The sequence below is a fragment of the Paraburkholderia sp. BL6665CI2N2 genome, assembly GCF_004366535.1.
Lineage (GTDB): Bacteria > Pseudomonadota > Gammaproteobacteria > Burkholderiales > Burkholderiaceae > Paraburkholderia.
This window is the reverse complement of record NZ_SORC01000001.1, coordinates 6,973,829-6,990,539: the sequence shown is the minus strand read 5'-3', so window position 1 is coordinate 6,990,539 and position 16,711 is coordinate 6,973,829. Positions and strand designations below refer to the sequence as shown.

The window sequence follows — 16,711 nt, the reverse complement described above, 5'->3', positions numbered from 1 at the left end:
AATATGAGACTCATGGGTTTCCTCTACACACCGCTTCCGTTCTGGGTCGCTGTCGGTGGCTGGATCGCCACTGCGATAGTGGTCGCGCTCGCGCTGTGGAAAAATCCTTTCAAACGACTTCAGGACGGCACACTGCAGCATGTCTGGCTTGCGATCATCGTCGCAGTGTCGGTGCTGTGGGCAAGTAATGCGTGGCTCGACGACGGCACGGTCATGCATCTGCTCGGCGCCACGCTAGTCGTCACGTTGTTCGACTGGGCGTTGGCGCTGATCGCCATGGCGGTGGTCACGGGTCTTGCCGCCGTCGTCTTCGATGCGCCATGGCAGGGCATCGCACTTACGTTCCTCGTGTACGGTGCACTGCCGGTCGGCATTTCCACTTTGCTTCAGCGCATCAGCATCGCGTGGCTGCCACGCAATCTCTTCATGTTCATTCTCGGCCAGGGCTTTGTTTCGCCGGCCGTCGCCGTGTCGCTCACGGCGGCCGCCGCCCTCGGCATTCATATCGCGCTCGCCGACGGTTCGATGACCGTGGTGCCCGCGGGCTACGCATTCAGCGTGTTCCTGCTTGCCACCGGGGAATCGTGGTTCACCGGCATGTCCACGGCGTTGATTTCGGTCTACCGTCCGGCGTGGGTCACCACCTATGATGTCCGGAGATACCGGCTGGGCGGACCACGCACCTGACACTCGCGCGGGCACCGAACGCGTATTGACGGCGAACAGCGACTCGGCTTCGTCGAGCCGCCCGGGCCCACACACTCCCAACAGGAAAATATTTGTGTCAGGATTGAACTCCACCCTCTTGCCGGGCATCTTACGTGCCTCATGTCTCATTAGCGTCTAACTAACTAGATGGATCGCACCAACGTACCGCGCCGATTGCTGCGGCTGGTCGGCCGGTTGACAACATGTGCGGCGAGTCTCTCGCTCATATGCTCTGCTCCCGCATTCGCCGATCAACTCGAACAGCACAACGATCTCGTCAACAAATTTGTCAATGACCTGCACGCGGACCCGCTCGTTGCGGACTGCGCCGCCCATGGCAACTTTGTCGCCAGCACGTCAACCGCCTTCGACCACGTCGAATTTCCACCTAGTTCGTTCGACAGCGCGCATGCGTCGGTCACGCCGTGGAACGATTCGTTCGACGAGGGCAAGCAGCGCGTCAAGGTAGACAATATCGTCACCGTCGAAGGGCTCGGCATCCGCCAGAGCGGCAGCGGCGATCCCGCGGATCTCAAGTTCCGCTGCGGCTACGTCGGCGCGCAGATGCTCGCGTTCAGCTGGAACGATCCGGTGCCGCCGGCCCGCGCGCGCAGTTCGGAACCGTCGGGGTCGCGTGCATCGTCGGGCAAGCACAAGAGCGCCAAAGGCAAGCACTCGGCGAGCGGCAAGACAACGAAGAAAGCCACCACCAAGTCGTCCAAGCCAAGCTCGGGCAAATCATCGAAACCGAGCTCGAACAAAGCAGCTTCGAAGAAGGCCGTGGCGAAGAAGAAAACTTATTAGCGGGTCACGCTGGCGGCGTCCGCCTGCCAGTGCGCCAAGTGAACCACGCGCCCTAATGAAAAACGAGGCACACACTGTGAAGTGTGTGCCTCGTTTTATGTGCGGCGACGTTCAGGCAAATGTTTCCACGTGCCGCAAGATCGCCTGCAGCATTGCAGCGCCGAGCGCGGCGCTGCGCTCGCCGTTCCAGCCCACTCGTTCGTCGGGCAGATTGGCGTTGTCCTTGAACGGCATCTCCAAAGTCAGCGACAGGCAGCCGAATTCGTTGCCGATATACTTCGACGCCAGCTTCAGTGCGTCCTCGCGATACTTGCTCGCGGCATAGCCATACTTGTCCTGAAAATCAGGGCTCGCCTGCTTGAACGCTTCGATGAACGCCTTCTGCTCCTGCCCTTGCCGCTCCGTGAAACCCGGCAGCATTTCGGAGCCGGCCACGAAAACGTAAGGCAGCGCCTCGTCGCCGTGGATATCGAAGAACAGATCGCAACCAGTGGCGTGAATCGCGTCGCGCACCACCAGCACCTCGGGGCTGCGCGCGGCATCCGGCGCCATCCACTCGCGATTCAGATTCGCGCCGGCCGCATTCGTGCGTAGATTGCCGTGCACGCTGCCGTCCGGATTCATGTTCGGCACAATGTAAAAGACCGCGTGATCGTAAAGCTTGCGCGCGACCGGGTCGCCCGCCCAATCGCCCCAACCCGCGAGCCGCTTCACGAGACCCTCGATAAACCATTCGGCCATCGTCTCGCCTGGATGCTGGCGCGCGATCAGCCAGATCTTCTTCTTGGGCGTGTCGCCGGTTTGCGGCGTACCGAGCGTAAGTAGCGACATGGGCCGCCCTTCGACGGTCGCGCCCAATTCGGTGAGCGTGGTCTGCGGCATCTGCTGCACCGCGCCGAGAAACTCCGAATGGCGTTCCTCGCTGTACGGCTCGAAGTACGCGTAGTAAATACGGTCGAAATCCGGCGTGTGATCGATCGTCATCACGCGGCCGTCGTACGACGTAGGCACGCGAAACCAGTTCACGCGGTCATAGCTCGCCACCGCCTGATAGTCGCGCCAGCCTTCGGCAAAGGCACACGCGGCCGCATTCTCGAAAGTCATCACGCAGCGTTCGCCCGCCGCGCCCGACAAGCGGAAATAAAACCATTGCGCGAACTCGGCATGGCTGTCCGGCCGCACGCGCAAGCGGATGTTGCCTGCTTCTTCGCAGGAGAGCACTTCGATCGCACCCGCGTCGAAGTTGCTTGTAATCGATAACGTCATGATGTTCTTCCCTGCTTGTCCGCGTGGCGACGCTTAGTCAGCGACGCGGCGGCGGAATACGTAAGTGGAATCGTTCGAGGCTTCGGTGTCGAACGCATAGCCGTCGGCGTCGAAGTCCTTCAGTTGCTCAGGCCTGTCGAGGCGATTCTCCACGGCATAGCGCGCCATCAGACCGCGCGCGCGCTTTGCATGGAAGCTGATGATCTTGTAGCGGCCGCCCTTCCAGTCTTCGAAAACGGGCGTGATGATCGGCGCTTCGAGCAGCTTCGGCTTGACCGACTTGAAATATTCGCCCGATGCGCAGTTCACCAGCATGCGCGACGCCACGGCGTTCTTCTTCAGTTGCGCGTTCAGTGCCTGCGTGATCCGTTCGCCCCAGAACGCGTACAGATCCTTGCCGCGCGGATTAGCGAAACGCGTACCCATTTCGAGCCGGTACGGCTGCAGCAGATCGAGCGGCCGCAGCAAACCGTACAGGCCGGACAGCACGCGCACGTGATTCTGCGCATAGTCCAGATCCGCCGACGAGAGCGTCTTCGCATTGAAGCCTTCGTACACGTCGCCGTTGAACGCCAGTACCGCCTGCTTGGCGTTGTGCGTGCCGAACTTGGGCGACCACTCCGCGTAACGCTGGAAATTGAGGTGCGCGAGTTGATCCGAAATGTCCATCAGGGAGGCGATCTGCTGCGGCGACAAACGACGCAATCCGCCAATCAATTCGGCCGCGTCGTCGACAAAATCGGGGATCGTGTGCTTTTTGACGTGAGGCGGGGTTTCGTAGTCGAGCGATTTCGCCGGCGACAGAACGATTATCATAGAGGCTTGCAGGCACGCCGTGCCTGGCGGTCAAAGACGAAAGCCAGATTGTAACGAATGCCCGGTTCCCATGCCTCACCCGACGCTTTGCGTGTCGTCCTCGATTCCAATGTGTGGATCGACATTCTCGTGTTCGACGACCCGCACACGCGGCCGATCGCGGCCGCGCTCGAAAGCGGCGCGCTGACCGCGCTGATTGACGCACGCTGCCTCGCCGAACTTACCTATGTGCTCGACTATCCGCAATTCGTGCATCGGAATGTGGACAAGGCCGCGGCGCTAGCGGTCGTTTCACGGCTCGCGCAGTTGGTCGAACCCGAAGCGCAAGCGGAAGATGCCAGGCCCTTGCCCAAATGCAAAGACCGCGACGACCAGAAGTTTCTCGAGCTTGCGCACGCCGCGCAGGCCGACTGGCTGGTCTCGAAGGATCGCGCCGTGTTGAAGCTGGCCAAGCGGATTGCACGCGACTTCGGGTTTCAGATCGCACAACCGGCGCCGTTCGTCGCCGCCATCGGCATGTCGCTGAACGCGGCCGGCGAGCCTTTAACCGCATGACCCGCCAGCCGCATGGCCCTGGCCAGACGGCTAACGTGAGTTCCATGGTGCGCACAGCGCGCCGCGATTCCCTACAATCAGGCTTCGCCCGTTTCACCCGACGCCTTTGTCTAACCCATTTGCCCACGCTCCGGACAGCGCCATGAATGCACCGCACGACACGCCTTCGAGTCCCACGTTTCCGTCTCGCCTGCCGGACGTCGGCACGACGATTTTCACCGTGATGAGCGCGCTCGCCGCCGAAAAAGGCGCGGTCAATCTGGGTCAGGGCTTTCCCGATTTCAACTGCGATCCGCGCATCGTCGATGCGGTCGCGAACGCCATGCGCGACGGCCACAACCAGTACCCGCCCATGGCCGGCGTCGCGCCGCTGCGTCAGGCGATCTCGGACAAGATCGAAAAGCTGTACGGCCGCCGCTACAACGCCACCACTGAGATCACCGTGACAGCGGGCGCGACGCAGGCGTTGCTGACCGCGATTCTCTGCACGGTCCACCCGGGCGACGAGGTGATCGTGGTCGAGCCGACCTACGACAGCTACCTGCCATCCATCGAACTGGCCGGCGGCAAGCCGGTGTTCGTCACGCTCGACGCCCCCGACTACGCAATCCCGTTCGACAAGCTCGCCGCCGCGATCACGCCGAAAACGCGGCTGCTGCTGATCAACACGCCGCACAATCCGACCGGCACGGTGTGGCGCGCGGAAGACATGCGCAAGCTCGAAGAGATCGTGCGCGGCACCAACGTGCTGATCCTGTCCGACGAAGTGTATGAGCACATGGTCTACGACGGCGCGCCGCACGAGAGCGTGGCGCGCTATCCCGAACTTGCGCATCGCAGTTTCGTGGTGTCGAGCTTCGGCAAGACGTATCACGTAACGGGCTGGAAGGTCGGCTACGTGGCCGCGCCCGCCGCGCTCACCGCCGAGTTCCGCAAGGTGCACCAGTTCAACGTGTTCACGGTCAACACGCCAATGCAGATCGGCCTCGCCGATTACATGAACGACCCCGCTCCATATCTCGGCCTGCCCGCGTTTTATCAGAAGAAGCGCGACTTCTTCCGCGCCGGCCTCGCGAACTCACGCTTCAAACTGTTGCCGTGCACGGGCACATACTTCCAGTGCGTCGATTATTCTGCGATCAGCGACTTGCCCGAAGCCGAATTCGCGCAATGGCTGACCGGCGAGATCGGCGTAGCGGCCATTCCGGTCTCGGCCTTCTATCACGAGGCCCATGAATCGGGCGTGGTGCGCTTCTGCTTTGCCAAGCAGGAAAGCACGCTGGCCACCGCGCTCGAGCGGCTGGCGCGCCTCTAGCATGTCCTGCGCGATGCTGAGAACGAACCAACGTTCCTCGCCATCGCGCGTAGCGGCCCGGGCGTGCGCGGCACGCCCCGGTTCACCTGGTTCCGGGCCGCGCCCATCAAACCGGGCGCGACGCCGCGACATACGCCTTGCGGTCCTCGGTCACACGCTGCGCGGCAGGTCTCACGTTGATGGCTTTCATATAGCTCTTCCAGTCGATCCCTGCGTCGAGCAGAAAATCGCTGCCGTAGATGGTCTGCGTCGCCATGCCCACCAGCGGCAAACTCACATAGCCGGCCGTATCCGCGACGCTGAAACGCTCGCCCCTCAGATACGGCCCGAACTTCGCGATCCGTTTGAAGCCGGCAATGTGATGCCGGAGCAGTTTCTCGACACGCCCTTTGGTCGCCTCGGTCACGGTGCCGCCAAAGAATGCTTCCTTGTAGAGATTGCGCACCGTCAGTTCGAGATGCACGTCGACGAACATGATCAGTTCGCGCTCTTTGGCCGCTTCCCATGGGTCGGCGGAGAAAATCGCCTTGTCGGGAAAGCGCGCGGCCAGATACTCGACAATGCATTGCGATTCACTCAGATCGCCGTCTTCAGTCTGCAGATAAGGCACTTTGCCGAGCGGCGAATGCTCGAGCATGGCCTCGTCCTGGCTCGGCTTCACGGACACTTCTTCGAACGGAATGTCGTGTTCGAGCAGCACGAACTTCACTTTGTTGTAGTAGTTAGAGAGCGCGAAACCGCACAGCTTGATCATTGGGTGTCTCCTTCCCTTAAGTTGTCTGCGACCGCTCATCGACGTCACAACAGCGGCCTTCGATCAATCATCCAGTAAATTGCACGATCGTGCTATTCTAAAATAACCATGGAGTCGAGTTTCCAATGACCTCTCGCAATTTCAGCATCGAGACTATCGGCATTGTCGGAACCGGAGCAATGGGCCGCGGTATCGCCCAGATCGCCGCACTGGCCGGTCTCAGTGTGCGTCTGTACGACACTAACCCTGCTGCGATCGGCGCCGCGCGCGACTACCTCGCCGAGACTTTCGCCAAATTGACGGCTAAAGGCAAGCTCGATCAGGCCCGCTCGCTTGCGGCGCTCGCGAACGTGAGCGGCGCGCAGAGCATCGGCGAACTGGCCGGCTGCGATCTGGTCGTCGAGGCGATCGTCGAGAAACTCGACGTGAAGCAGGCGCTATTCCGCGAACTCGAGACCGTCGTGAGCGGCCGCTGCGTGTTGGCGTCCAACACGTCTTCGTTGTCCATTACGGCAATTGCCGCCGGCTGCAGTGACCCGTCGCGCGTGGTCGGCTATCACTTCTTCAATCCCGTGCCGTTGATGAAGGTCGTCGAGGTGATCGACGGTCTGCGCAGCGACCCCGCGGCAGGCGACGCGCTGATGGATCTCGCGCGCCGCATGGGTCACACGCCGGTGCGCGCGAAAGATATGCCCGGCTTCATCGTGAATCACGCGGGCCGCGGCATGAATACCGAAGGCTTGCGCGTGGCCGGTGAAGGTGTGGCGAGTTTCGCCGACATCGATCGCATCATGCGCGAGCAGGCCGGCTTTCGCCTCGGCCCATTCGAGTTGCTCGATTTGACGGCGCTGGACGTCTCGCATCCGGTGATGGAGTCGATCTACCATCAGTTCTATGAAGAGCCGCGCTTCACGCCGTCGCCGATTACCGGCACGCGGCTCGCCGGCGGACTGCTCGGCCGGAAGACGGGCGAAGGCTTTTATCGCTACGAAGACGGCAAGCAGCAAGTGGCCGCCGAAGCGCCCATACCGACCGGACTGCCGGCAAGCGTCTGGGTCAGCAAGCGTTATCCGCAAGCCCGCGACGCGGTCGTGCAACTCATCGAGAAAGCCGGTGTGAAGCTCGACGACGGCGCCACGCCCGCAGCGAATTCGCTGATCGTCGTCACACCGTTCGGTCACGATGTGACCACGGCCGCGGTCGATGAAGCGCTGGACGCAACCCGCGTCGTCGCGATCGATGCGCTCTTCCCGCTGGTCGGCGCGCAACGCCGCACGCTGATGACAACGCCCGCCACCGCGCGCAGCGCGCGTGACACGGCGCACGCGCTCTTTGCCGCCGACGGCGTGCCCGTCACCGTAATCCGCGATTCCACCGGCTTCGTCGCGCAACGCGTGGTGGCGACCATCGTCAACATCGGCTGCGATATCGCACAAAAACAGATCGCCACGCCGGAAGACATCGACCTCGCCGTGACACTCGGCCTCGGCTACCCGCGCGGCCCGCTAGCCCTCGGCGACGCGCTCGGTTCGACCACGATCCTGGCCATCCTGCGCAACATGTTCAGTGTGCTCGGCGATCCGCGCTATCGTCCGTCTCCATGGCTCGCGCGGCGAGCGCAACTTGGCATGTCGTTGACCCAGCGCGACGCGGCCGACATCGAAACGAAGACTCAGGAGACACAACAATGAGCGCCGAACTGCTGACCTCGCGCCCCACCGAAAGCGAATCGACACTAGTCCTCACGCTCTCGAACCCAGGCGCACGCAACGCGCTGCACCCGGACATGTACGCCGCCGGCATCGAGGCGCTCGACTCGGTGGAACGCGATCCGTCGATTCGCGCCGTCGTGATCACCGGCGCCGACAACTTCTTCTGCGCGGGCGGCAATCTGAACCGCTTGCTGGAGAACCGCGCGAAAGATCCGTCCGTGCAAGCGGAGAGCATCGATCTGCTCGGCGAATGGATCTCGGCGGTGCGTCTTTCGTCGAAGCCGGTGATCGCCGCCGTCGATGGCGCCGCGGCCGGCGCGGGATTCTCGCTCGCGCTGGCCTGCGACCTGATCGCGGCCGCGGACGAAGCCAAATTCGTCATGTCGTATGCACGCGTCGGCCTGACGCCCGACGGCGGCGGGTCGTGGTTTCTCGCTCAAGCCCTGCCGCGTCAACTGGCCACGGAAGTGTTGATCGAAGGCAAACCGGTCGGGGCGACACGCCTGCATGAACTCGGTGTCGTCAACAAGCTGGTCAAGACCGGCACCGTGCGCGACGCCGCGGTCGCCTGGGCCGACGAGCTCGGCAAGATTTCGCCCAACTCGGTCGCGCGCATCAAGGGGTTGATCGGCGCAGCCGGCACGCAGCCGCTCGCCGATCATCTCGTGGCGGAGCGCGACAGTTTTGTCGCCTCGCTGCATCACCGTGACGGGCTTGAAGGGATTTCCGCGTTCCTCGAGAAACGCGCGCCGGTCTATAAGTGAACGAAGGAACGATGCCCGACTATCAACTGCCCAAGCGCCGCCGCATCTTTTTGATGCGTCACGGCGACGTCACGTACTTCGACGACTCCGGCCGCGCGATCGATCCCGAAACCGTGCCGCTGAACGCTAACGGCCGCGAGCAGGCCAGCGCGGCGGGCCGCGTGTTCGCGCAACAGCAGGTCCGTTTCGACCGGGTGATCGTCAGCGGTTTGCCGCGCACCATCGAAACCGCGCGGCGCGTGTTGGCCGAGACCGGCCAGCAGATCGAACTCGAAATCGAACCCGCCTGGGAAGAGATTCGCGGCGGCAGGCTCAGCAATATTCCGCTGCAGGACATAGAAGCGGCGTTTCTTGGCGTGTTCGACGGTATCGTGCCGGAAAGCACGCGGTTTCTCGACGGCGAGACCATCGGCGCGCTGTTCGATCGCGTCTTGCCGGCGGTCGCGGCGCTGCGCGAAGACAGGTCGTGGGACACCGTGCTGCTGGTTCTGCATGGCGGCGTGAACCGGGCAATCCTGTCGCATGCTCTTACGGCCGGCGGCCGCACGTTCTTCGGCCATCTGGCGCAAGCCACCGGCTGCATCAACGCGCTCGACGTGGGCGCCGAGCCGCGTGACTGGGTGCTGCGCACGATCAACTATTCACCGCCGTCGCCGTTGCATCGCGACGTCCGCAACACCACGATGGAAATGCTCTACGCACAGTTCATTCAATACAAGCGTAGCTGAACCCCGAACTGGAGGAGACAGATGGTGCAAGCCACACAGACCGGCGAACCAGAACACCAACCGGATTATTCGGATTTCGAAGGGACGCGCCCCGTCAGCGAGCGGCAACGCTTTGACACCGGCGCGCTCGCCGCCTGGCTGACCCAACATGTCGACGGATTTTCCGGCCCCCTCACACTGGAGCAATTCGCCGGAGGTCAATCCAATCCGACGTTCAAGCTGCTCACGCCGTCCCGCTCGTATGTGATGCGCGCCAAACCGGGGCCGGCGGCGAAGTTACTGCCGTCGGCGCATGCTGTCGAACGTGAATACCGCGTGATGCACGCACTCGCCGACAGCGACGTGCCGGTCGCGAAGATGCTCGCCTTGTGCGAGGACGAAAGCGTGATCGGCCGCGCGTTTTATGTCATGGAGTTCGTCGAGGGCCGCGTGCTGTGGGATCAATCGTTGCCGGGCATGACGCCCGCCGAACGCGCCGCCATCTACGACGAAATGAACCGCGTGATCGCGGCGCTGCACAGCGTCGACGTCGCGGCCGTGGGTCTCGCCGACTACGGCAAGCCAGGCAATTACTTCGCGCGCCAGATCGGCCGCTGGAGCAAGCAGTACATCGCATCCGAGACCGAAACTATCGACGCTATGCAGCGCCTGATCGAATGGCTGCCGCAGCATATGCCGGCCGAAACGGGCGAGCGCGCATCGGTCGTGCATGGCGACTACCGGCTCGACAATCTGATCTTTCATCCCGAGGAGCCACGCGTGCTCGCCGTGCTCGACTGGGAGTTGTCGACGCTCGGCGATCCGCTCGCCGATTTCGCGTATCACTGCATGGCGTGGCACGTGGACCCGGCGCAATTCCGCGGCATCGCGGGCCTCGATTGGACGGCCCTCGGCATTCCAGACGAGCGCCAATACGTCGAGCGCTATTGCCAACGCACAGGCCTCGAGATTCACGGCGACTGGAATTTCTATCTGGCGTACAACATGTTTCGCATTGCCGCGATCCTGCAAGGGATCATGAAACGCGTCGTCGACGGTACGGCAGCCAGCGCTCAGGCGCTCGATGCCGGCCGCCGCGCGAAGCCGATGGCCGAACTCGCCTGGCGCTACGCGCAGAAAGTGCGCTGACTGGCATCGCGTGCTGAATCGCACATCGGGTTGTGCGTTCTGCTGCGCTCCGAACAAACGTCGTCCGTTACCCGTCATTCGCGAGGTCTTACATGAATTTCGATTACCCCCCGAAGGTTCAGGCGTTGCGCGAAAAGCTGCTCGCATTCTTCGACGAGCACATCTATCCGAACGAGCAGGCATTCTATGCAGAGATTGCAGGCAATCGCCAAAGCGGTAACGCATGGCTGCCAACCGAACTGATCGAACAACTCAAGCAGAAAGCGCGCGACGCCGGCTTATGGAATCTGTTCCTGCCCGACTCCGTGCGCGGCGCCGGTTTGACGAATCTCGAATACGCGCCGCTGTGCGAGATCATGGGCCGCGTGCCCTGGGCGCCTGAAGTATTCAACTGCAACGCGCCCGACACCGGCAATATGGAAACGATCGAGCGCTACGGCAGTGACGACAACAAGCGCGCGTGGCTCGAACCGCTGCTACAAGGTCAGATCCGTTCGGCGTTTCTGATGACGGAGCCTGAAGTGGCGTCGTCGGATGCGACCAATATCCAGACCAGCATCGTGCGCGACGGCGATTACTACGTGGTCAACGGCCACAAGTGGTGGTCGTCCGGCGCAGGCGATCCGCGCTGCAAGATCTATATCGTCATGGGTAAGACCGATCCGGAAGCTCCGCGTCACCAGCAGCAGTCGATGATCCTGATTCCCGCCGACGCCACCGGCATCACCGTGCATCGTCCGCTCACCGTGTTCGGTTACGACGACGCGCCGCACGGGCACATGGAAATCACGCTCGAGAATGTGCGCGTACCGGTCGGCAACATGCTGCTCGGCGAAGGCCGCGGCTTCGAGATCGCGCAGGGCCGACTCGGGCCGGGACGCATCCATCACTGCATGCGTCTGATCGGTCTTGCCGAACGCGCGCTCGAACTCATGTCGAAACGTTCGCTGCACCGTGTCGCGTTCGGCAAACCGGTCGCCGCGCAAGGCGTCACGCAGGAACGTATCGCCGAAGCGCGCTGCATGATCGAGCAGGCGCGTCTTCTCACGCTGAAAACGGCCTACATGATGGACACTGTCGGCAACAAAGGCGCGCGCGGCGAGATCGCGATGATCAAGGTCGTTGCGCCGAACATGGCGTGTCAGGTGATCGACTGGGCGATTCAGGCACACGGCGGCGGCGGCGTCAGCGACGATTTTCCGCTCGCGTATGCGTACGCGTCGGCACGAACCCTGCGTTTCGCTGACGGCCCCGACGAGGTGCACCGCAATGCGATCGCCAAGCTCGAGCTCGCGCGTTATATGGACGCGGGCGCGGCGGCTCGTGTGGAGACGCCGATCACGCGGGTTTGATGCTGGGCTGAGCCCAGCCCGGAAGTTCAGCGCGGCGCCGCGAAGCCGCGACTGACTTGCAGCGCCGCCAGCAGCATCGCGCGATCTATGCTCTAATTTTCGTCAATAGCGGCGCCCTTCGAGGCGCCGCTTTCACGAGACAAAGGAACTACGATGATCGACGTTTATAGCTGGGCAACCCCGAACGGCCACAAGATTCACATCATGCTCGAAGAGACGGGCCTCGCGTACAACGTTCACGGCGTGAATATCGGCACGGGAGACCAGTTCAAACCCGAGTTTCTCGCCATCAGCCCGAACAACAAGATCCCGGCAATCGTCGATTCCGAGGGCCCCAAGGGGGCCGACGGCCAGCCGTTCGCCTTGTTCGAATCGGGCGCGATCCTGATTTACCTCGCCGAGAAAACCGGCAAGTTTCTGCCGACTGATCCGGCCGCGCGTTATTCCACGCTGCAGTGGCTGATGTTTCAGATGGGCGGTCTGGGTCCGATGCTCGGGCAAACTCACCACTTCCGCAACTACGCGCCGGAGCAGATTGAATACGCGGTCAACCGTTACACGAACGAAACGAAGCGCCTTTATGACGTAATGGACACGCAACTCGGCAAGACGAAGTATCTCGCGGGCAACGACTATACGATCGCGGATATCGCCGCGTTCCCGTGGACGCGCTCGTGGCAAAACCAGGGTTTGGAACTCGATGCGTTTCCGAATGTGAAGCGCTGGCATGAAGAGATCGCTGCACGTCCAGCGGTCGTGCGCGGGGTTGAAGTGCTGGCGTCCGCGCGTCAACCGCTCATGGACGACAAGGCGAAGGAAATACTGTTCGGTGCGACGCAATACGCGAAACATTGAATGTGCAGCCACGTCTGAATCTGCGTTTGCCTCTGTGAAAAAGCGCGAACCGCATTCATGCCGGCTCGCGCTTTTTAACTCGCATGCGAAGCCGAAACGCTAGAAATAATGCCGCGTAATGAACTCCGCGATACACACCGGCCGCTCACTGCCCTGCCGCTCCAGCTTCACGTTCCACACCACTTGCACACCGTTGTTATCGACTTCCGTAACGGATTCGACCGCGAATTTAGCGCGCAACTGTGAGCCGACAGGCACCGGCGACGTAAACCTCACGCGATTCAATCCGTAATTGACGCCCATGCGCTGCTCAAGCGCCACCGTCTTACCGAGCAGCGCCGGAATCAACGATAGCGTCAGGAAACCGTGCGCCACGGGACCGCCGAACGGCGACTCGCGCCGCGCCCGCTCCGGGTCGACGTGAATCCATTGATGGTCACCGGTCGCTTCGGCGAAACGATCGACGCTCGCCTGATCCACCGTCAGCCATTCGCTCACGAGCGGCTCGCCGCCCACCAACGCGCGCAATGCCGCCGCGCTGCCGCAGGTTGCGGCGGGCGCCGCGCTGCCCGTCATGACGCGGCGCCTGGATTACGCAGGCCGAATAGCCCCTTCGAGCGCACCGTGATCACCGTTTCGCCATGCTGATTGATGCCTTCCCACTGCGTCGACACGATGCCGCGATCCGGCTTGCTCGCCGAGACGCGCTTGTCGAGCACGGCGTTCATCATGGTGATCGTGTCACCGACACGCACCGGCTTCAACCAGCGGATATCGTCGATACCGGGCGAGCCCATCGACGTGGAACCCGCGAACGCGTTGCGCACCAGCATGCCCATCATGACCGAGCAGGTATGCCAGCCACTCGCGACCAAGCCGCGAAATGGCGACTCGGCGGCTGCGGCCTCATCCAGATGAAACGGTTGCGGATCGAACTTCTGTGCAAACTCGACGATCTCTTCGCGCGTGAACGTGTGCTTGCCGATTTCGATGCTCGTGCCGACTATGAAGTCTTCGTAACTCAAGCCCATCCTCGCACCTCCATGTATCCGATTCGAACGTCCGATCAGGCTTCGGCAGTCACGAAGCCAGGTAGCGCGGCGAACCGCGCGAGATGGTGATCGACATCGCCCAGTGTGGTTTCGATGATAGCAAGCCGCTTGAACAGATGCGCCGCGGCCACCTCATTCGTGACGCCCATGCCGCCATGCAACTGAACCGCCTGCTGGCCGACGAAACGCGCGGCTTGACCGACTCTCGCCTTCGCGGCGGAAACCGCGCGGCGACGTTCGTCCGCATCCGTGCTCGTGTAGCGCATCGCGGCCAGATACGTGACCGAGCGCGCCTGCTCGGCGTGAATCAGCATCTCGACCATGCGATGCTGCAAGGCTTGAAACCGCGCGATCGGCTGGCCGAACTGCTGACGTGTCTTGGTGTAGTCGACGGTGGCGAGATTCAGGGCGTCGAGCGCGCCGATCGCCTCGGCGCACAACAGCACCGTGCCATAGTCCGCAATATGTTCGAGCGCAGCGGCGCCGGCGTGCTTGCCGGCAAGCCGGCGCGCGGGCGTGTTGTTGAACTCGAGTGTGGCGGCGCGTTGGCCGTCGATCGTGCGATAGTCCGTAATCCTGACGCCGGCCGCATTGCGCGCCACGACGAAGAGCGCGATCTCGCCATTCAGCCTGGCCGGGACGATCCAGTGATCCGCCTGGCCGCCGTGTTGCACCACAGACTTCGTGCCGCTCAATGTCTGCTGCTCGCCCTGCCCGCTTACGCTTGTCTCGACCGCGAACAGGTCGTAACGCGCATGCGGTTCGTGAAATGCCATGGCCAGCTTGATCTCGCCTTGAGCAGCACGTTCGAGCAGCGACGCGTCTTCGCCCTGGTCGCTACCTGCAAGGCGCAACGCCTCGATACCGACCGCAGTCGCCCAATAAGGCTCGACGACCAGCGCACGGCCGAGTTCCTGCATCACGACCAGCATGTCGATCGGTCCGCCGTTAAAGCCGCCTTGCGCTTCCGGCGCCGGCAACGCTGTGAGACCCAGCTCCGCAAACGCGGCCCAATGCGCGTCCGACACGCCGGTTTCCGATCGCACGATCGCCTGGCGCGCTTCGAACCCGTAGTTCTTGTCCAAATAGCGGCGCAGCGCGTCGGCGAATTGCTGCTGTTCGTCGTTGAAAGTGAAGTCCATGCGCCGCTCCTCAGAGTCCGAGAATCATCTGCGCGATGATGTTCTTTTGAATTTCGTTCGAGCCGCCGTAAATCGACGTCTTGCGGAAGTTGAAGTAGTACGCGGCGAGAGGCGCGGCATCGTCATCGCCGGCCAGGCTGTGTTCGCGTTCGCCTTCGAGGAACGGAACGTCGAATGGTGCGGCGAGCGGCCCGACTGCTTCGAACATCAGTTCGGTCAGTGCTTGCTGCACTTCCGTGCCCTTGATCTTCAGCATCGACGCTTCCGGTCCCGGTCCGCGTCCGCCCGTTTCATTAGCGACGACGCGTTGCACGGTGACTTCGAGCGCCATCAACTCGATCTCGAGGCTCGCGACTTTCGCGGCGAACACCGGGTCTTGCAGAAGCGGCTTGCCGTTCTTTCTCTGATTCAGCGCTAGGCGTTTCAGAAAAACGAGTTCGCGCTTCGATTGGCCGACCCGCGCAATGCCGGTGCGCTCGTGGCCGAGCAGATATTTCGCGTAAGTCCAGCCGCGATTCTCTTCACCAACCAGATTCTCGACCGGCACCTTCACGTCTTCGAAAAAGACCTCGTTGACTTCGTGGTCCTCGTCGAGCGTAATGATCGGCCGGACGGTGATGCCAGGCGTTTTCATGTCGATCAGCAGGAACGAGATGCCCTCCTGCTTTTTGGCGCCGCTGTCCGTGCGCACCAGGCAGAACATCATGTCGGCGTACTGGCCGAGCGTGGTCCACGTTTTCTGACCGTTAACCACGTAATGGTCGCCGACGCGCTCGGCGCGTGTGCGCAGCGAGGCCAGATCCGAACCCGAGCCCGGCTCGGAATAACCCTGACACCACCAGTCCGTACCGTCGAGAATGCGCGGCAAATAGTGACGCTTCTGCGCCTCGTTGCCGTACTTCATCAGAACCGGCGCCACCATGGAGACGCCGAAAGGTAGCACTGACGGCGCGCCGATGCGCGCGCACTCTTCGTCCCAGATATGCCGCTGGGTCGCGTCCCAGCCCGGGCCGCCATACTCTTTCGGCCACGCGATCGCCGACCAGCCGCGCGTGCCGAGCAGCTTATGCCAGCCTGCGAAGTCTTCGCGGGCAAGACGCTTGTGATTGAGTACCTTGTCGCTCAGCTCACGAGGCAGATTCGCTTCGAGCCAGGCGCGGATGTCTGCGCGGAACGCGTTATCAGCAGCGGAATAGTCCAGATCCATGCGTCGTGTCTCCTGGCCGCCACCATCCGCCGCCAGCGAGCCACTGCGCTATTGCAGCGGTTCCTTCAAGGCAGCCGGGACCGGCAGCGGCATCACTTCAATGCCTTCTTCGACCAAGGCTTTCGCGTCTTCCGGTGTCGTGACACCGCGAATATTGCGTGCGGGCGCTTCATTGTAGTGAATGCGCCGTGCTTCCTCGGCGAAGCGGTCGCCCACGTTCTCGGTCTTTTCCAGTACCTCGCGCAAGGCGCGCATGACACGCGCCTGCATTTCCCCTGCGCCCGCCGGCGCCTTCGTTTCGGTCGCACCCGACAGGTTCAGGCGCGGGGCCGACGGCAAACGGCTCACCTCGTTCGCACCGCAGATCGGACATTCGACGAGCTTGCGGGACTGCTGCGATTCGAAGTCATCAGTCGAAGCGAACCAGCCTTCGAACCGATGGCCATGCGGACACTGTAAATCGAGGACCTTCATGTGGAATCAGGGCTTGCGTGCCAGTTTAGCGCAAAACGTAAATTTGTGAACGGTCGTTCGTAAATTTTTACGGACAAAG

General features: G+C 62.3%; 18 protein-coding genes. 10 read left to right on the top strand and 8 right to left on the bottom strand.

Going from position 1 to position 16,711, the window contains the following annotated elements; genetic code table 11:
• Nucleotides 1–12: 12 nt before the first annotated feature.
• Both B0G81_RS31375 and B0G81_RS31370 read left to right on the top strand, forming a co-directional pair.
• Nucleotides 13–687 carry an energy-coupling factor ABC transporter permease gene (locus B0G81_RS31375; protein ID WP_134140756.1) on the top strand — a complete coding sequence of 225 codons (675 nt, stop codon included), beginning with the start codon at nt 13–15 and terminating at the stop codon, nt 685–687.
• Between the two features lie 168 nt (nt 688–855).
• Entirely contained in the window at nt 856–1,512 is a 657-nt protein-coding gene (locus B0G81_RS31370) for a hypothetical protein (RefSeq protein ID WP_134140751.1), read from the top strand.
• A gap of 111 nt (nt 1,513–1,623) precedes the next feature.
• Here the strand turns inward: B0G81_RS31370 and B0G81_RS31365 are convergent, their stop codons facing one another.
• Both B0G81_RS31365 and yaaA read right to left on the bottom strand, forming a co-directional pair.
• Entirely contained in the window at nt 1,624–2,778 is a 1,155-nt protein-coding gene (locus B0G81_RS31365) for a M14-type cytosolic carboxypeptidase (RefSeq protein WP_134140747.1), read from the bottom strand.
• 33 nt (nt 2,779–2,811) lie between these two features.
• Nucleotides 2,812–3,594, bottom strand: coding sequence for a peroxide stress protein YaaA (yaaA, locus tag B0G81_RS31360; RefSeq protein WP_134140745.1), 783 nt, complete (start codon nt 3,592–3,594; stop codon nt 2,812–2,814).
• 57 nt (nt 3,595–3,651) lie between these two features.
• On the opposite strand from yaaA, the gene B0G81_RS31355 reads away from it, so the two are divergent.
• Entirely contained in the window at nt 3,652–4,149 is a 498-nt protein-coding gene (locus B0G81_RS31355; protein WP_134140740.1) for a putative toxin-antitoxin system toxin component, PIN family, read from the top strand.
• A 142-nt stretch (nt 4,150–4,291) separates the two neighbouring features.
• Nucleotides 4,292–5,464: a pyridoxal phosphate-dependent aminotransferase gene (locus B0G81_RS31350; protein WP_134140738.1), complete on the top strand. Its 1,173-nt coding sequence runs from the start codon at nt 4,292–4,294 to the stop codon at nt 5,462–5,464.
• Between the two features lie 106 nt (nt 5,465–5,570).
• Here B0G81_RS31350 and B0G81_RS31345 read toward each other — a convergent pair whose 3' ends face one another.
• Nucleotides 5,571–6,218 carry a glutathione S-transferase gene (locus tag B0G81_RS31345; RefSeq protein WP_116142436.1) on the bottom strand — a complete coding sequence of 216 codons (648 nt, stop codon included), beginning with the start codon at nt 6,216–6,218 and terminating at the stop codon, nt 5,571–5,573.
• A gap of 125 nt (nt 6,219–6,343) precedes the next feature.
• Between B0G81_RS31345 and B0G81_RS31340 the strand changes: the two genes are divergently transcribed.
• The 6 genes from B0G81_RS31340 (at nt 6,344) to B0G81_RS31315 (ending at nt 12,757) form a co-directional block, all read left to right on the top strand.
• Complete coding sequence (locus tag B0G81_RS31340) at nt 6,344–7,909, top strand: 3-hydroxyacyl-CoA dehydrogenase (RefSeq protein ID WP_134140735.1); 1,566 nt, start codon at nt 6,344–6,346, stop codon at nt 7,907–7,909.
• The gene (locus tag B0G81_RS31335; RefSeq protein ID WP_134140733.1) at nt 7,906–8,694 is read left to right on the top strand and encodes an enoyl-CoA hydratase; all 789 of its coding nucleotides are present in this window, start codon (nt 7,906–7,908) and stop codon (nt 8,692–8,694) included. The genes B0G81_RS31340 and B0G81_RS31335 overlap by 4 nt, the downstream gene beginning before the upstream one ends.
• Nucleotides 8,695–8,705: 11 nt before the next feature.
• Nucleotides 8,706–9,422 carry a histidine phosphatase family protein gene (locus tag B0G81_RS31330; protein WP_134140731.1) on the top strand — a complete coding sequence of 239 codons (717 nt, stop codon included), beginning with the start codon at nt 8,706–8,708 and terminating at the stop codon, nt 9,420–9,422.
• 21 nt (nt 9,423–9,443) lie between these two features.
• Nucleotides 9,444–10,550: a phosphotransferase gene (locus B0G81_RS31325; protein ID WP_134140729.1), complete on the top strand. Its 1,107-nt coding sequence runs from the start codon at nt 9,444–9,446 to the stop codon at nt 10,548–10,550.
• A gap of 92 nt (nt 10,551–10,642) precedes the next feature.
• On the top strand, nt 10,643–11,902 hold the full coding sequence (locus B0G81_RS31320) for an acyl-CoA dehydrogenase family protein (protein ID WP_134140725.1): 1,260 nt from the start codon (nt 10,643–10,645) through the stop codon (nt 11,900–11,902).
• Between the two features lie 153 nt (nt 11,903–12,055).
• Nucleotides 12,056–12,757 carry a glutathione binding-like protein gene (locus B0G81_RS31315; RefSeq protein WP_134140722.1) on the top strand — a complete coding sequence of 234 codons (702 nt, stop codon included), beginning with the start codon at nt 12,056–12,058 and terminating at the stop codon, nt 12,755–12,757.
• A gap of 99 nt (nt 12,758–12,856) precedes the next feature.
• Here the strand turns inward: B0G81_RS31315 and B0G81_RS31310 are convergent, their stop codons facing one another.
• The 5 genes from B0G81_RS31310 to B0G81_RS31290 are packed head-to-tail and all read right to left on the bottom strand — an operon-like array spanning nt 12,857 to nt 16,632.
• A complete protein-coding gene (locus tag B0G81_RS31310) occupies nt 12,857–13,333 on the bottom strand; it encodes a MaoC family dehydratase (protein ID WP_134140719.1) in 477 nt (158 codons plus the stop codon).
• Nucleotides 13,330–13,788, bottom strand: coding sequence for a MaoC family dehydratase (locus tag B0G81_RS31305; protein ID WP_121306315.1), 459 nt, complete (start codon nt 13,786–13,788; stop codon nt 13,330–13,332). Before B0G81_RS31305 ends, B0G81_RS31310 begins: the two co-directional genes overlap by 4 nt.
• Nucleotides 13,789–13,823: 35 nt before the next feature.
• Nucleotides 13,824–14,951 (bottom strand): acyl-CoA dehydrogenase, encoded by a 1,128-nt coding sequence (locus B0G81_RS31300; protein ID WP_134140717.1) that lies wholly within the window; start codon nt 14,949–14,951, stop codon nt 13,824–13,826.
• A gap of 10 nt (nt 14,952–14,961) precedes the next feature.
• The gene (locus B0G81_RS31295; RefSeq protein WP_106280388.1) at nt 14,962–16,158 is read right to left on the bottom strand and encodes an acyl-CoA dehydrogenase family protein; all 1,197 of its coding nucleotides are present in this window, start codon (nt 16,156–16,158) and stop codon (nt 14,962–14,964) included.
• A 48-nt stretch (nt 16,159–16,206) separates the two neighbouring features.
• Nucleotides 16,207–16,632: a DUF1178 family protein gene (locus B0G81_RS31290; RefSeq protein WP_106280386.1), complete on the bottom strand. Its 426-nt coding sequence runs from the start codon at nt 16,630–16,632 to the stop codon at nt 16,207–16,209.
• Nucleotides 16,633–16,711 lie beyond the last annotated feature (79 nt).

Bases quoted from the DNA above. Each gene is read 5' to 3' on its own strand.
- B0G81_RS31375 (WP_134140756.1), top strand. From the start codon at position 13: ATGGGTTTCCTCTACACACCGCTTCCGTTCTGGGTCGCTGTCGGTGGC.
- B0G81_RS31370 (WP_134140751.1), top strand. From the start codon at position 856: ATGGATCGCACCAACGTACCGCGCCGATTGCTGCGGCTGGTCGGCCGG.
- B0G81_RS31365 (WP_134140747.1), bottom strand. From the start codon at position 2,778: ATGACGTTATCGATTACAAGCAACTTCGACGCGGGTGCGATCGAAGTG.
- yaaA (WP_134140745.1), bottom strand. From the start codon at position 3,594: ATGATAATCGTTCTGTCGCCGGCGAAATCGCTCGACTACGAAACCCCG.
- B0G81_RS31355 (WP_134140740.1), top strand. From the start codon at position 3,652: ATGCCCGGTTCCCATGCCTCACCCGACGCTTTGCGTGTCGTCCTCGAT.
- B0G81_RS31350 (WP_134140738.1), top strand. From the start codon at position 4,292: ATGAATGCACCGCACGACACGCCTTCGAGTCCCACGTTTCCGTCTCGC.
- B0G81_RS31345 (WP_116142436.1), bottom strand. From the start codon at position 6,218: ATGATCAAGCTGTGCGGTTTCGCGCTCTCTAACTACTACAACAAAGTG.
- B0G81_RS31340 (WP_134140735.1), top strand. From the start codon at position 6,344: ATGACCTCTCGCAATTTCAGCATCGAGACTATCGGCATTGTCGGAACC.
- B0G81_RS31335 (WP_134140733.1), top strand. From the start codon at position 7,906: ATGAGCGCCGAACTGCTGACCTCGCGCCCCACCGAAAGCGAATCGACA.
- B0G81_RS31330 (WP_134140731.1), top strand. From the start codon at position 8,706: ATGCCCGACTATCAACTGCCCAAGCGCCGCCGCATCTTTTTGATGCGT.
- B0G81_RS31325 (WP_134140729.1), top strand. From the start codon at position 9,444: ATGGTGCAAGCCACACAGACCGGCGAACCAGAACACCAACCGGATTAT.
- B0G81_RS31320 (WP_134140725.1), top strand. From the start codon at position 10,643: ATGAATTTCGATTACCCCCCGAAGGTTCAGGCGTTGCGCGAAAAGCTG.
- B0G81_RS31315 (WP_134140722.1), top strand. From the start codon at position 12,056: ATGATCGACGTTTATAGCTGGGCAACCCCGAACGGCCACAAGATTCAC.
- B0G81_RS31310 (WP_134140719.1), bottom strand. From the start codon at position 13,333: ATGACGGGCAGCGCGGCGCCCGCCGCAACCTGCGGCAGCGCGGCGGCA.
- B0G81_RS31305 (WP_121306315.1), bottom strand. From the start codon at position 13,788: ATGGGCTTGAGTTACGAAGACTTCATAGTCGGCACGAGCATCGAAATC.
- B0G81_RS31300 (WP_134140717.1), bottom strand. From the start codon at position 14,951: ATGGACTTCACTTTCAACGACGAACAGCAGCAATTCGCCGACGCGCTG.
- B0G81_RS31295 (WP_106280388.1), bottom strand. From the start codon at position 16,158: ATGGATCTGGACTATTCCGCTGCTGATAACGCGTTCCGCGCAGACATC.
- B0G81_RS31290 (WP_106280386.1), bottom strand. From the start codon at position 16,632: ATGAAGGTCCTCGATTTACAGTGTCCGCATGGCCATCGGTTCGAAGGC.